Below are 15137 nucleotides of genomic sequence, written 5' to 3' on the forward strand. Positions count from 1 at the left end.
CATGGGTAAAATAGGAGGATTTAAAGAATATAGCAGAACTGACGAAACTAACGCTGCTGTTGCAGAAAGAGTAGCAAATTATAATGAGTTTACAATACCGGTAGAAAAAGAAAAATTAAAACAACAAGGCTCTCGATGCATGGATTGCGGGATTCCTTTTTGTCACAGTGGTTGTCCATTAGGAAATTTAATTCCTGATTTCAACGACATGGTACACCATGAAGAATGGGAAAGCGCATTGCAGATTTTACAATCTACAAATAACTTCCCAGAATTCACAGGCCGTTTATGTCCTGCCCCATGTGAAAAATCATGTGTATTGGGAATTATCCAAGAACCGGTTTCAATCGAAAATATTGAAAAAAGCATCATCGAAAGAGGTTTTGCCGAAGGATGGATTAAACCACAGGCTCCAGAAGTAAGAACTGGAAAAACTGTTGCTGTAATTGGATCTGGCCCTGCTGGATTGGCAGCTGCACAACAATTAAACCGTGCTGGTCATACCGTTACTGTTTTTGAAAGAGACAATGCAATTGGTGGTTTATTACGTTACGGAATTCCTAATTTCAAATTAGAAAAAGGAATTATTGACAGACGTGTAAAAATCCTTGAAGCTGAAGGAATCACTTTTAAAACGAATGTAAACGTTGGTGTTAACTTTAGTGTAGAAGAATTAAATTCTTTTGATTCTATCGTATTATGCGGTGGAGCAACTGAAAGAAGAGGCTTACCTACTAAAGGTGCTGACAGCAAAGGTGTTGTTCAGGCAATGGATTTCCTTACACAGCAGACTAAAGTATTGTACGGAGAAAAAATCGAAGATCAAGTATTAGCAACTGGAAAAGATGTAATCGTTATTGGTGGTGGTGATACAGGATCTGACTGTGTTGGAACTTCAAACAGACACGGAGCAAAATCGGTGACTAATTTTGAAATCATGCCAAAACCGCCAATTGGAAGAAGCGAAACTACACCATGGCCATTTTGGCCGTTACAGCTAAAAACATCTTCATCTCACGAAGAAGGATGTGACAGAAACTGGTTAATTAATACTAAAGAATTCCTTGCTAATGAAAAAGGAGAACTAGTTGGATTAAAAACTGTTGAAGTTCAATGGAAATTAACTCCAGGACAAAGACCAGAACTAATCGAAAAAGAAGGTTCAGAGAAAATCTGGCCTTGCGATTTGGCTTTGTTAGCTTTAGGTTTTACAGGTCCAGAAAAAACATTAGCAGAGCAATTAGGTTTAGAAACTGATTTTAGAACAAATTATAAAGCTACCAATTATCAAACTAATGTTCCTCACATCTTCACCGCTGGTGATATGAGAAGAGGACAATCTTTGATCGTGTGGGCAATCTCTGAAGGGCGTGAAGCTGCAAGAGAAGTTGATTTATACTTGATGGGTTATAGCAATTTACCAACAAAAGGTAATGGCGATTTACCAGCTCTATAATATTTGAAACAATAAATTTAAAAATCCCTTGATATCAATTTTATCAAGGGATTTATTTTTTAAAGCTCATCAGTTTTTCGATTCGTTAAAAATTTATCTATTTAATAAAAAATAAGTTAACAAATTATCTATTAGCCACATTGAGATTCCCTTTATTATATATGTCATGAAAAATTTCGTTAATTAAAAAAAGTTAAAAAAATCAACAAATAAGAAGTATTTGTTACAATAAAAACAATTTGTTACATTTTGTTAAATAGTATCAATTTGTTTGGTCGTAATATTAAAGAATAATAAATTTGTAAAAAATTAATAAATAAAAAATGCAAGCAAACGATTTACTACACTTAGCAGAACAATTTGGAAGTCCACTTTATGTGTATGATGCAGAGAAAATACAATCCCAGTATAATCGGTTAACAAAGGCATTTTCAAAGGTTGCCAATTTACGCATCAATTATGCAATGAAGGCATTATCTAATGTCGCAATTCTTCAGTTATTGAGAGACTTGGGATCTGGATTGGACACTGTATCTATACAAGAAGTTTTGTTAGGTTTACACGCTGGTTATGCACCAGAAAAAATATTTTACACACCAAACGGTGTTTCTTTAGAGGAAATTGAAGAAGTACACGCATTGGGAGTGCAAATCAATATTGATAACTTATCCATATTGGAGCAGTTCGGTGCAAAACATCCGCACGTGCCGGTTTGTATCCGTATTAACCCGCACGTAATGGCGGGCGGAAATGCTAATATCTCAGTAGGTCACATCGATAGTAAATTTGGCATCTCTGTACATCAATTACCTCATTTAGTACGTATCGTTGAGAACACTAATATGAATATCGTAGGTATCCATATGCACACTGGTTCTGATATTTTAGACATCGAAGTATTTTTATATGCTGCTGAAATTTTATTTGATGCTGCAAAAAACTTCAAAAACTTAGAATTTTTAGATTTCGGAAGCGGATTTAAAGTTCCTTACAAAAAAGATGATATTGCTACTGATATTGATGAATTAGGAAAAAAACTTTCAAAAAGATTCAATGCTTTCTGTGTAGAATATGGTAAAGATTTGACTTTAATATTTGAACCTGGTAAATTCTTGGTAAGCGAAGCAGGATTCTTCTTGGCTAAAGTAAACGTTGTTAAACAAACAACTTCTACAGTATTTGCAGGAATTGACAGTGGCTTCAATCACTTGATTCGACCAATGCTTTATGGTTCATCCCATTATATAGAAAATATCTCTAATCCAAAAGGAAAAGAGCGTTTTTATTCAGTTGTTGGATATATTTGTGAAACAGATACATTCGCAACCAACAGAAGAATAGCTGAAATTAAAGAAGGAGATATCCTGTCTTTCCGCAATGCAGGAGCTTATTGCTTCTCAATGTCTTCCAATTACAATTCAAGATACAAACCAGCTGAAGTTCTATGGATGAATGGTCAAGGATATCTAATCCGTGCTCATGAAAAATTCGAGGATTTGCTTCAAAATCAAATTCCGCTGCCTGTAGAAACAGCTGCTACAGTTTAATAAAATTAAAAAATCCCGATACTTATCAAGTTTCGGGATTTCTTTTTATATTCTTTTCAAACTAATTCACAAATTTCACTACGCTATTTTTGATCGGTTTTATTGTTTTTAAATAAGCATAAATCGCTTTTAAATCCTGCTCTTTCATTCCGCCGTACATTGTCCATGGCATAACGGTATTAAAATTTCCTTTACTGACTTTAGCCGAAACATACGAACTATCTGTATAAGATTTAAAGCGTTTCACAAAATCTTCCTCAGACCATTTTCCAATCCCTGTAACTTCATCCTGAGTAATATTTGATGAAAGTGCAGTACCTCCTGAAACCATAGGAAACTCAAAACCACCAGCCAATTCCATTCCGGCAATCGGTTTTCCTTTTTCCTGTTTGGAATGACATTCTGCACAAGAAGCTGCGTTAAACAGGTAACCGCCGTAAGCAACAGCATCACTTTCATCTGGTTTCTTCGAAAAATGAGGCTCTTTCGGAATAGTATTAATTATAAAATTCATTGGGAAATCAGCCTTTGATTCAGGAACTATATTTTCAATAGGTTTTAAGCTTCTTAAATACACAATAATTGATTCCAGATCTTCTTTATCCATCTTCCCAAAACGAGGGTGTGGCATTACAGGAAATAATGCTCTTCCGTCCTTAGCTACTCCGCTGGCAATTGCTCTTAAAACCTCTCCATCGGTCCAATCGCCAATACTGGAAGGCGTAATATTTTTAGAATAAAAACTGCCTGGAAAACCAAATCTCTGATCAAAAACTTCGCCTCCTTTTCCGAGAGTTCCTTCAACCAATGGACCCGAAAATTCATTCCAATTTCTGGTAGAGTGACAGTCAATACAGACGCAGACATTGTTAGCCAAATATTTCCCCCGCTCTAATCGGCTGGCGGACGATTTTATAGTAAGATATTCTGTCTCACCAACATTCGGCAAAGCCAATTTAACGTACAGTAAAACTGCAGTAACTGTAACAACTAAAAACAGTAAAATTCCTTTAATAATTTTCTTCATATTTTCTTATTTATTAAACAAAATTCTTCAAATTTAACAGTTTTCATCAAAATACCACAATAAAAACAAATAAATAGATAAAGCAAAAAAAATCCCCGTTCATCTGCATGAACGGGGAATTAAAACCACTGCAAAAACAGTCTATTTTTTCACAAACAGCTCTTCTAGAACTTCCGATTCTGAACCATTTGGGGTAGTAATTTTTAACATTTTAGAAAGTGTTGGAGCAATTTCTGTTATGTACTCTTTTTTAACCGACTCCCCTTTTGGAACATTCCAGCCGTAGAAAAGCAATGGTACATTAGTATCGTAATTATTAGGAGTACCATGTGTAGTACCTGTTTCAATACTTTCTACATATCCTGTACCCTGAAGAACTACAAGATCCCCATTTTGCTTAGGATCATATCCTTTAAAAATAAAATTCAGGTAATAGTCCTGAGCCGTTGCTCCTAAAATTTCTTCTTGTGTATATACTCGTTTTACATGCTCTTTCGTCATTAAAAATTCTTTGAAAATTTGCTTTACATTAGTCAAATCCAAGCCTTTTTCCTTTATCAGCGTTTTGTTCAGGTAAATATTAAAATTAGAATAACTCAAAATTAAATTTACTCCAAATGTATCAGTCGAAAATTTATTTAAGGCATTGTAAGTCTCTTTCGAAGGCACATTAGTTACGTCATATTTATGATCTTTCAAATAAATAGGGTTTTCGGCAACAGCATGATCGGCGGTCAGGAAAAGCAAATAATTCCCTTTACCAACTGTTGCATCCAAATAATCCAAAAATGTAGCAATAGTAAGATCCAAACGCAGATAAGTGTCTTGAACTTCCATGGATCTTGGACCAAAAGTATGTCCAACATAATCGGTTGATGAAAAACTTACTGCCAAGAAATCTGTACTATTTCCTTTGCCTAATTGTTCTTTATCTATTGCTCTCATGGCCAATTCAGCCAAATAATCATTACCAAAAGGAGTGGTTTTCAACACTTCCATTCCACTTTCTTTGTAAATTTTGCTCAGATCATAAGGAAACACCGGAGGCATAGTTTTATCCAGTCTTCCTTCATAAGGATTGTTATCAGCTATACTTTCATTATAGGCCTCTGCAGGTTTCAATAAACTCCATCCTTTATTGATGTATTTCATGTAATTTTTTTCACTGTTGAATTGAACAACCCAATCCGGCAATTTACTTCCGTAAAAACTACTGGAAATAAATGCTCCCGATTTAGTACTCCAAAATGCCCAATCAGCAAAATGTCCCGCCGGCAAAATAGCCCCGCGATCCTTAATACTCAAACCGATTACTTTACCGCTAAAATTTGTTGCCATTTTCAGTTCATCGGTAATCGTAGTACTCAAAAGATTTTTTGGAGACATTGCTCCTTCTTTTTCTGTACCCTCCACCAAAGTTTTAACACTAGAATCATCCGTACAATACATGTTTTTACCAGTCTCACGGATATACCAGTCATTACCAATAATTCCGTGAACTGCAGGAGTTGTACCGGTATAAATCGAAGCATGCCCAGGAGCGGTATATGTTGGCATGTAATTATAATTCATATTATGAAAGGTAAATCCATTACTCATCAATCTTTTAAAACCTTTATCTGAAAAATCATCAGAATATCGGTACAAATACTCCATTTTCATTTGATCGACAACAATACCAACAACCAATTTAGGACGCTGCTGTGCTTGACTTTGAATAGAAAAAACACATACTAAAAACAAAACAAATTTTCTCATAGATACAATTTATATAAAAAACAAAAATACACTTTATCTTTGTACAAATGCCCCAAAACAAAAATACAAAGCAATAAAATAATCAATTCTTAACCAAAAATTATTAAATTCTCAAAAATAATCTGGGCGTGACCCCATCACGATAAAAAGGGTAAGTCTCTTTGCTCTTACACCCCTTTTTATCGCGATACGGTCGGGCTATTCGGGCTACTATGGTAGCTTCCTGCTATCCCTCACGCATATGCTTACAAAGAAATTTAGTGGAATTACAATCAGCAAAAAATGAGTATCATTTACTGATATTGTAGAAAAACAAAATAGCAAAGAAAACAACAGTTTAATTTGAAGATCAAACTATCAGGCCCAAACCCATTTTTTTATTCAAAAGTAACAATATTGTAAGCCAGCACTCTATCGGCATATTTAACATACAGCTGCTGTCTGTTTTTCTGATTTTTTCGGGTAATGAACGAAAGGGTACAATCTTCACCGCTATTATCTTTACAGACAAAACCATAAATCAAATCTGTTTTGCTTTCTTCAACAGGAGAATATTCTACGATCTCAAACAACTGAATTACCTCAGAATAGATAGCAATTCTGTTTTTTTTGGTGTCCAAATTGACAACTATGCTCACGGGCTTCAATTCACTCCAATCGCCAAATTTACCATTTGGACTTTTTACAGAAACACTTAAACCAGTAGTTTTGAATTTATACGCCTGACTAAATCCTTGGTTTAAACCCAAGAAAATAAACAATAGCACTAAGATATTTTTTAACTTAATCATCATCTAAAAATTTATAGAAAAACAAATATAAGGCTTTTTAAAAATCAAACCGAACTACTTCACGTTTTGCCTGCTCAAATTCGGCAATCATGGTATCAATTATTGCTTTTGCAGGCAATATGTCTTTAATTAGTCCGGCAATCTGGCCTATTTCCAATTCCCCTTCTTCCAAATCTCCTTCGAACATGCCGCGCTTAGCCCTAGCTCTTCCTAACAAAGACACTAATTCTTCTTTGCTCGGACATTTTTCATATAACTGCTGAACGTCCTGATAAAATTTATTTTTAATTAAGCGTACCGGCGCCAATTCTTTTAGCGTTAATTGTGTTCCTCCTTCTTGAAGTGCAACAACAATCTGTTTAAAATTATCATGAGATGATGATTCAACCGAAGCAGCAAAACGGCTTCCTACCTGTACTCCATCTGCGCCAAGCGTCATTGCAGCAAGCATACCTCTGCCAGTAGCAATACCCCCTGCAGCTATCAGCGGAATCGAAATTTTATCTTTCACCATCGGAATCAAAGTTAGGGTTGTAGTTTCCTCTCTCCCGTTATGTCCTCCGGCTTCAAAACCTTCGGCAACAACAGCATCCACTCCAGCATCCTGAGCTTTTAAAGCAAAAACAGAACTGCTCACCACATGCACTACAGTTATTCCGTTTTCCTTCAAGAAAGAAGTCCAGGTTTTAGGATTTCCCGCCGATGTAAAAACGATTTTCACTCCTTCATCTACAATAATCTTCATTATTTCTTCAATGTTGGGATACAGCATTGGGACATTCACACCAAAAGGTTTATCGGTAGCATTTTTACATTTTTGAATGTGTTCTCTCAATATTTCCGGGTACATGGAACCTGCGCCTATCAAACCTAATCCTCCAGCATTACTCACGGCACTAGCCAATTTATAACCGCTGTTCCAAATCATTCCACCTTGAATAATTGGATATTTAATATTGAAAAGACTTGTGATTTTATTCATATATAAATAGAAAATTATTGCTTGATTAATTTACCAGAAGTCATATTACCTTCCCAATTAATGGTATAAATATACGTTCCTGCGTTTAATGCTTTTAACGAAACCAAAGGCTGTGTTCTGGTAATTACCTGTTCGCTTATTTTTTGACCTAATACAGAATAAACCTGAAATATTCCAGTATCAAAATTATCAGGCAGAGAAACGGTACTAATATTATTTGTCGGATTCGGATATAAAAAAACATTTTTTTGAGAAAAATCATTTAATCCCAAAGCGTTAGATAAAGCTAAACTAAAATCAGGGATTCCATATCCATATTGAGCATTCGGCGCAGTATATCGATCAGCCGACTGTATTATCATTTCTTTAATTTCTGCATTTGTTTTATTTGGGAATGCCTGCCATAAACAAGCTGCCATACCAGCAGTAATCGGACTTGAAAAAGAAGTTCCGTCTGCAGTTCCGATAGTACCATCCGAATCTGATAAGACCGCCGATTGACCTTGTGCCATAACATCCGGTTTTACTCTGCCATCAAATGAAAGTCCGATCGAACTAAAACTAGTCACAACTTTTGCAGGAGTTACCGCTCCCACAGTAAGTACCGAAATACCGTCAGCTGGTACACCAATATGAGGATTTTCAGTATCACCTTCATTTCCAGCAGAAACTACTACGATCATCCCGCGGGAAAAAGCAATCTCAGCACCACGGGTCATAAAAGCCGTTTTGCCATCCATTTCTTTGTAAGTATGATCATAAGCTGTATTGTCAAAACCAAAATATCCTAAAGAAGTATTTATAATATCAACTCCTAAACTATCTGCTTTCTCTGCCGCTTCAACCCAATAGGACTCTTCCACAGGATTTTCTGAAGAAGCATCTTCTGTTCTAAACAAATAATAAGAAGCATCAGGAGCTGTTCCAACAAGCTTATTTTCTTTATATCCTCCCATGCAGGAAAGAACCATTGCTCCATGAGAATCTCCTGCGTAAAAATCAGTATTCCTGCCTACAAAATCATAACCTCCCAGAATTTGCCCATTATCTCTCAGTCTCTGAAATGGCTGAGCGGTATTCACGCCTGGAAATCCCGCATCCATAACGGCGATTATTTTACCGGAACCTGTATAATTTTGCTGATGAAGTACATCGCCATGAAGCATTTGAATTTGGTTTGCCGAACTGCCATAAGCAAAATTCACTTGAGTTTCCAAAACCTTACTGACAGATTTTGTTTTTGCCAAGACAGTTTTCTTTGCAGTAGTATTCAGTGTTTTATCAGCAAAATCAACTTTCTCTACAAAGGCTAATGATTTTAGCGAATTAATTACTGCTTGTGTGCCTCTGATATGTAAAGCATTCAGCCATTTGGATTTGGCCATAACAGTAATACCCGAAACAGATTTTATCTGACTGATAAAACTTTTGTCTATCGGAATATCTTTAGAGTCCAAAGCAATGTTTTGAATACTTCTTCGATCCAAAGCTCTTTGAGAAAGCATATTCAAAGTATTATCATAATACGCTTGAGCATTATTTTTTACATTAAAATATACCCAAGCATCTTCCTGAGAAAACACATTAAAGCATGAAAAAAATAAAATACAAAATAGAATTTTCTTCATATAAACCAACTATTTAAAATTAAGAAATAACTCCTGAACCTATTAATTCATCATTGTGATACCAAGCAGCAAACTGCCCTTCAGTAATGGCAGACTGAGGCTCTTCAAAAGAAATATACATACCGTTTTCAAATTGGTGCAAAACCGCTTTCTGCAGAGGCTGTCTGTAACGAATTCGTGTCATAACATTCATTGTTTCGCCATTGGCCAAAGCCAGATCTTCACGAATCCAATGCACTTCTGATTTTTCTATAAATAAGGCGCTTTTGAATAAACCAGGATGGTTACTGGATAAACCAGTATAAATCGTATTGGTTTCCACATCGGTAGCAATAACAAACAACGGATCAGTTGTTCCTCCCACATTCAGGCCTTTACGCTGTCCAACAGTAAAATAATGTGCTCCTTGGTGCTTACCCATCACTTTCCCCATACTTTGAACATAAGGCATTTTTCTGGAAGCAAAATGTAATTCTTCCTCTAATGATGATTCATTCTGAATTTCATTAGAATATACAGGGTCATTTTTATCAATCTGAATTATCGTCCCTTCTTTTGGCTGTAATTTTTGCTGCAAAAATTCGGGCAGACGTACTTTACCTATAAAACAAAGACCTTGCGAATCTTTCTTTTCGGCAGTAACCAGCTCCATTTCCGCTGCAATTTCACGCACTTCAGGCTTAGTCAATTCACCAATTGGAAACAAGGCTTTTGCCAATTGCTCCTGTGATAATTGACACAAAAAATAAGACTGGTCTTTATTGCTATCTACACCAGCAAGAAGCTGATATGTTTTCTCTCCATTCACTTCGATTTCACCTTTTCGGCAGTAATGTCCGGTTGCCACATAATCGGCACCAAGACTCAAAGCTATTTTCATAAAAACGTCAAACTTTATTTCACGGTTACAAAGTACATCAGGATTTGGAGTTCTCCCTTTTTCGTACTCGCTGAACATATAATCAACGATTTTCTCTTGGTACTGTTCGCTTAAATCAACAGTTTGAAATGGAATACCTAATTTTTCGGCTACCAATAAAGCATCGTTACTGTCTTCCAGCCAAGGACATTCATTAGAAATGGTAACCGAATCATCGTGCCAATTTTTCATAAAAAGACCTATAACCTCATAACCCTGCTGCTGCAATAAATAAGCAGCAACACTCGAATCCACACCACCAGAAAGACCTACAACTACACGTTTCATTATTTGTATTTTAATTCAATCTTTTGCAAAAGTACAAATAATATACCTAGTAATAATTACATCTGGATTAATGAAAACAATACCGTTATAAGTCAAACTAATATCAGAATCAATCCAGCTAGCAATTCACAAATATTAATCTGTCTTTACTTTATCCCTTTTGAGCTGTGGTTTTTTTGGTTTATCCATATTTTCTTCACTATCCAGTTTTCCATTTATAAAAAACTGCCACTTTCCTATTTTTTTGCCATTTTTGAACTTTCCTTTAGCAATCACAAAATCATTAGGATCTTTATAAACAGCCTCTCCTTCATATTCGCCATTTTTGAAAAAGCTGTTTTCCAATACAATTCCTTTCTCAGAATATTTTTTATAAACTCCTTCCTTTAATCCGTTTTTATAAATTGTTTCATCCACAACTTTCCCACTTGGGTAATAAACTGTACGGACGCCTTCAAGTTTTCCGTTCTTATAATTCTCTGAAGTCATAACCGATTTAGATGCCTTATGATAATACTTCCATTGGCCTTCACGTAATTTATTTACTTCTTTTCCCTCACTTACAACATTTTTATTCTGGTCATAAAAAATAGTATAGCAGGAATTATCCTTTGCATTAAAAGTTCTTGTTGCGATAATCGACTTTGCTTTAGTATCATCAAAAAAATTAAAAACACCTTTTTCTTTACCGTGTTCAAAAGTTCCTTCATAGCGCGGTCTCCCCGATTCCTCGTAAAATCCTTTCCAAACTCCATGCTTCTTTCCATTTTCATCAACAGGATTGGAATCTGTTTGTGAAAGAACAGCCTGGCAACATAAAAAAAAGACTAAAAATCTAAAAATAGCAAACATATATTTCTTAATTAAATTATTTTACAATCAACACTATGAAAATAAAAAATTGTCAATTATTATAAACTCTATTTACCACATAAAAGTATATAAAACTTAGCAATTCAGAATTAGCACTCTCTATTAAAACAAAAAAGCTCCCATTTTACTAGGAGCTTTTGAAATATTTATCAAAATATTAATTATTTTTTTGCTTTTTTCTGCGCTTCAGCCTGTTCCATAGCTTCTTGTAATCGCTGTTGGAATTTACCAGGTTTTTTAGGTTCTTTCAACTTGTTCTCTTGAATTTGAGCATGAATTTTATCAGAATCTACAATGTAATTTTTGATTACAAACATAATTCCGATAGTGATTAAGTTGGAAATAAAGTTATACAAACTCAAACCTGCACCATAACTATTGAAGAAAATCAACATCATTATTGGCGAAATATAAATCATGTATTTCATCATTTTGGCCATATCAGGCATTCCTTCCTGCTGAGGAGCTGCCATCTGCTGATCACCAGAAGTCATTTTCATGTAGAAGAAAATCGCTATAGCTGCCAAAATTGGAAACAAACTGATATGATCACCATACAATGGAATGTGGAAAGGCAATTTATAAACAGAGTCAAATGAAGATAAATCATCAGCCCAAAGGAATCCTTTTTGTCTTAATTCAAAAGCTGATGGGAAGAACTGGAACGATGCATACATAAATGGCAACTGAATCAAAGCCGGAATACAGCCCGCCATAGGATTCACTCCCGCTTTATTATACAGCTTCATCGTTTCCTGCTGTTTTTTCAATGGATCTTTTTTGTATTTCTCTCCCAACTCAGTGATGTCCGGACGTAATACTTTCATCTTCGCCTGAGACAGGAATGACTTATAAGTAATAGGTGACATCGCTAATTTTATAAGAATCGTAAAAATAATAATCGCAATTCCATAAGAAATACCCCCTGTTAAAAACCCGAATAACGGAATAAAAATAAATTTATTTATCCATCCAAAAATACCCCAGCCAAGCGGAACTATTTTTTCGATGTCTTTATCATAAGCTTTCAAAGTAGCATAATCTGTTGGTCCAAAATACCAGCTCATTTTATAATCTACTTCGCCATTCTGTAAAGCTAATGGAACTGATGCTTTGAAATCTTTTATAAAAATAGTGTCCTTAGTTTCATCCAAAGCCAATTTATTAGATTTCAATACAGCTTTCTCAAAAGGCGTATTCGTTAACAGAATTGATGTAAAGAAATGCTGTTTGAAAGCAATATAACCAACTTTGTCTGGTGATTCTTCTTTATCTGTTCCGTCATTAACATAGTTATGTTTATTGTCTTCGTATTGATAACGAACTTCGGTATAACGATTTTCATAAGCGATACTTTTCTCGCTTCTGTACGTTTTCATATTCCATTGTAAATCCAATGGTTTAGCCGTATTCAGCACTTTATTTAAACCTTGGGAACGAATATCAAAACCAACCATGTAATCGTTTGGCTTCAAAATATATTTGTATTCCAAAAACTCATTGGCTCCAGCTTTCAATTTCATTGAAAGAATTTGATCAGCACCAACTTTAGTCAAGGCAGGTTCAAAATACAAGTCTTTTGTATTTAAAACTCTACTGTCATTTGTTTGCAATTGAATATTTAAATCGGCATTATTGTCTTTAATCAAAGAAACTAACTGTCCAGAATTTTTCTTGAATTTTTCAAAATTCTTCAAAGTAGCTTCAACAATGTAACCACCTTTATTTGCAATTTTCAATAATACATAATCATTTTCGATTGTTGTAATATCATTTTTTGCAGAAGGCAACGTTGCAGAATAAGCAAACCCACCTAATGTTTTTTGCAGTTTTGCCAATTGAGTAGAATCTCCAGGAGTAATAACTGCCGCCGGAGCCACAGCTTGTTTAGCAGCTACAGCCTTTGCCTGAGCTTCTTTCGCAACCAATTCTTTTTTAGCCTTTTCTGCAGCAAGCTGTGCCTCTGAAGGTTTGTTTTGGTACATCATCCAAAAGAATATACCAACGATTAATAACATACCTATAATCGAGTTAAGGTCTAATTTTTTTTCTTCCATTTTTTTTATTGTTGTTTTTCGTCTTCCTAATTTAAATCCATTAGAAACTGATTCTGTTAGTCATCAATCCCCATTCAATGTTACATTCTGACGATTATCTTTTCTAAAAAATAATTTATTACTTCTTTTTTCCTTTAACCGCTGCTGCCACAAAACTTACAAAAAGCGGATGCGGATTTGCTACCGTACTCTTATATTCCGGATGGTATTGTACACCAATGAAGAAAGGATGATCTGCTAATTCTACAATCTCTACTAAACCAGTATCAGGGTTTACTCCGGAAGAAATCAAACCTGCTTTCTGCAATTGATCAACATACTGACTGTTGTACTCATAACGGTGGCGGTGACGCTCCGATATTGAAGTTTTGCCATAAATTTTATAAGCCAATGAATCTGGCTTAATATCACATTTCCATGCTCCAAGACGCATTGTTCCGCCTTTGTCTGTCACATTTTTTTGATCTTCCATCAAATTCACGACAGGATTTGAGGTTTTATCATTCATTTCAGTAGAATTAGCATCTGCCAATCCTAAAATGGTTCTTGAATATTCAATAATCGCCATCTGCATTCCCAAACAAATTCCAAAAAACGGCACTTTGTTTTCACGAGCATAACGAATCGTTTCGATTTTTCCTTCGATTCCCCTTTCTCCAAAACCTGGAGCAACAAGAATTGCATCTAAATCCTGCAGTTTTTCAGTTATATTTTCTGAATCGATAAATTCAGAGTGTATAGAAATAACATTTACTTTAGTTTCATTTGCAGCTCCTGCATGAATGAAAGCTTCCAATATCGATTTGTAGCAATCCTGCATTTCTACATATTTCCCAATCAAACCAATGTTTACAGTATGTTTAGGCAGCTTCAGTCTTTTCAAAAAAGTATTCCAGTTTTTTAAATCCGGAGCTGCTTTTTTAGGCAAATCCAATTTTTTCAAAGCCACTACATCCAATCCTTCTTCCAGCATTAAATTAGGCACTTCATAAATAGTAGAAGCATCAATAGACTGAATAACCGCTTCTCTTTTTACATTACAAAATAATGCTAATTTATTGCGGATTTCATCTGAAATTTCATGCTCTGTTCTGCAGACCAAAATATCCGCTTTGATACCACTTTCCATCAAAGTCTTAACAGAGTGCTGTGTTGGTTTCGTTTTTAATTCACCAGCAGCAGCCAAATATGGTACTAAAGTTAAATGAATAACGATAGCATTATTTTCACCTAAATCCCAAACTAACTGACGAACCGATTCGATATATGGCAAAGACTCAATATCTCCGACAGTTCCTCCGATTTCAGTAATAATAATGTCATAATCACCAGAATTACCCAGCAACTGCATTCTATCCTTAATTTCGTTAGTGATATGAGGTACAACCTGAACCGTTTTACCTAGAAATTCCCCTCTACGTTCTTTTTCTATTACCGAAAGATAAATTCTACCGGTAGTTACATTGTTGGCTTGAGAAGTCGGCACATTCAAGAAACGCTCGTAGTGTCCCAAATCCAAATCCGTTTCTGCACCATCATCTGTCACATAACATTCGCCATGCTCATAGGGATTTAAGGTTCCCGGGTCAACGTTTAAATAGGGATCAAATTTTTGAATAGTCGTTCTATATCCTCTTGCCTGTAACAATTTTGCCAAAGATGCTGCTATAATTCCTTTTCCTAAAGAAGAAGTCACACCGCCTGTAACAAAAATATATTTCGTTTGATTCATTCTGTTGTTGTTTGTATTGTAGTTGTGTAAAAAACGTGGCAAAAGTACAAATTTTATTAGACAATAAACTAATTAGAAA

11 protein-coding genes are annotated in these 15137 nt (G+C 35.2%); 2 read left to right on the forward strand and 9 right to left on the reverse strand.

The window, feature by feature from the left end; genetic code table 11:
* Position 1: 1 nt before the first annotated feature.
* On the forward strand, positions 2-1456 hold the full coding sequence (locus C8P67_RS02250; protein ID WP_115809924.1) for a glutamate synthase subunit beta: 1455 nt from the start codon (positions 2-4) through the stop codon (positions 1454-1456).
* Between the two features lie 323 nt (positions 1457-1779).
* Positions 1780-3003: a diaminopimelate decarboxylase gene (lysA, locus tag C8P67_RS02255; RefSeq protein WP_115809926.1), complete on the forward strand. Its 1224-nt coding sequence runs from the start codon at positions 1780-1782 to the stop codon at positions 3001-3003.
* Positions 3004-3064: 61 nt separating this feature from the next.
* Here lysA and C8P67_RS02260 read toward each other — a convergent pair whose 3' ends face one another.
* The 9 genes from C8P67_RS02260 to C8P67_RS02300 form a co-directional block, all read right to left on the reverse strand.
* On the reverse strand, positions 3065-4030 hold the full coding sequence (locus tag C8P67_RS02260) for a c-type cytochrome (RefSeq protein WP_115809928.1): 966 nt from the start codon (positions 4028-4030) through the stop codon (positions 3065-3067).
* 141 nt (positions 4031-4171) lie between these two features.
* Positions 4172-5788: an alkaline phosphatase PafA gene (gene pafA / locus C8P67_RS02265; protein ID WP_115809930.1), complete on the reverse strand. Its 1617-nt coding sequence runs from the start codon at positions 5786-5788 to the stop codon at positions 4172-4174.
* Positions 5789-6165: 377 nt separating this feature from the next.
* Positions 6166-6579 (reverse strand): hypothetical protein, encoded by a 414-nt coding sequence (locus C8P67_RS02270; protein ID WP_115809932.1) that lies wholly within the window; start codon positions 6577-6579, stop codon positions 6166-6168.
* 37 nt (positions 6580-6616) lie between these two features.
* On the reverse strand, positions 6617-7561 hold the full coding sequence (locus C8P67_RS02275; RefSeq protein ID WP_115809934.1) for an NAD(P)H-dependent flavin oxidoreductase: 945 nt from the start codon (positions 7559-7561) through the stop codon (positions 6617-6619).
* Between the two features lie 14 nt (positions 7562-7575).
* Positions 7576-9189, reverse strand: coding sequence for a S8 family serine peptidase (locus tag C8P67_RS02280; RefSeq protein ID WP_115809936.1), 1614 nt, complete (start codon positions 9187-9189; stop codon positions 7576-7578).
* A 19-nt stretch (positions 9190-9208) separates the two neighbouring features.
* Entirely contained in the window at positions 9209-10396 is a 1188-nt protein-coding gene (mnmA, locus tag C8P67_RS02285) for a tRNA 2-thiouridine(34) synthase MnmA (protein ID WP_115809938.1), read from the reverse strand.
* A 135-nt stretch (positions 10397-10531) separates the two neighbouring features.
* The gene (locus C8P67_RS02290; RefSeq protein ID WP_115809940.1) at positions 10532-11248 is read right to left on the reverse strand and encodes a toxin-antitoxin system YwqK family antitoxin; all 717 of its coding nucleotides are present in this window, start codon (positions 11246-11248) and stop codon (positions 10532-10534) included.
* A 182-nt stretch (positions 11249-11430) separates the two neighbouring features.
* Complete coding sequence (gene yidC / locus C8P67_RS02295) at positions 11431-13326, reverse strand: membrane protein insertase YidC (protein ID WP_115809942.1); 1896 nt, start codon at positions 13324-13326, stop codon at positions 11431-11433.
* A gap of 118 nt (positions 13327-13444) precedes the next feature.
* Positions 13445-15058: a CTP synthase gene (locus tag C8P67_RS02300; protein WP_115809944.1), complete on the reverse strand. Its 1614-nt coding sequence runs from the start codon at positions 15056-15058 to the stop codon at positions 13445-13447.
* Positions 15059-15137: the final 79 nt, after the last annotated feature.

The organism is Flavobacterium aquicola, assembly GCF_003385115.1.
In the GTDB taxonomy this organism is placed as follows: domain Bacteria; phylum Bacteroidota; class Bacteroidia; order Flavobacteriales; family Flavobacteriaceae; genus Flavobacterium; species Flavobacterium aquicola.

Bases quoted from the DNA above. Each gene is read 5' to 3' on its own strand.
- C8P67_RS02250 (WP_115809924.1), top strand. From the start codon at position 2: ATGGGTAAAATAGGAGGATTTAAAGAATATAGCAGAACTGACGAAACT.
- lysA (WP_115809926.1), top strand. From the start codon at position 1,780: ATGCAAGCAAACGATTTACTACACTTAGCAGAACAATTTGGAAGTCCA.
- C8P67_RS02260 (WP_115809928.1), bottom strand. From the start codon at position 4,030: ATGAAGAAAATTATTAAAGGAATTTTACTGTTTTTAGTTGTTACAGTT.
- pafA (WP_115809930.1), bottom strand. From the start codon at position 5,788: ATGAGAAAATTTGTTTTGTTTTTAGTATGTGTTTTTTCTATTCAAAGT.
- C8P67_RS02270 (WP_115809932.1), bottom strand. From the start codon at position 6,579: ATGATTAAGTTAAAAAATATCTTAGTGCTATTGTTTATTTTCTTGGGT.
- C8P67_RS02275 (WP_115809934.1), bottom strand. From the start codon at position 7,561: ATGAATAAAATCACAAGTCTTTTCAATATTAAATATCCAATTATTCAA.
- C8P67_RS02280 (WP_115809936.1), bottom strand. From the start codon at position 9,189: ATGAAGAAAATTCTATTTTGTATTTTATTTTTTTCATGCTTTAATGTG.
- mnmA (WP_115809938.1), bottom strand. From the start codon at position 10,396: ATGAAACGTGTAGTTGTAGGTCTTTCTGGTGGTGTGGATTCGAGTGTT.
- C8P67_RS02290 (WP_115809940.1), bottom strand. From the start codon at position 11,248: ATGTTTGCTATTTTTAGATTTTTAGTCTTTTTTTTATGTTGCCAGGCT.
- yidC (WP_115809942.1), bottom strand. From the start codon at position 13,326: ATGGAAGAAAAAAAATTAGACCTTAACTCGATTATAGGTATGTTATTA.
- C8P67_RS02300 (WP_115809944.1), bottom strand. From the start codon at position 15,058: ATGAATCAAACGAAATATATTTTTGTTACAGGCGGTGTGACTTCTTCT.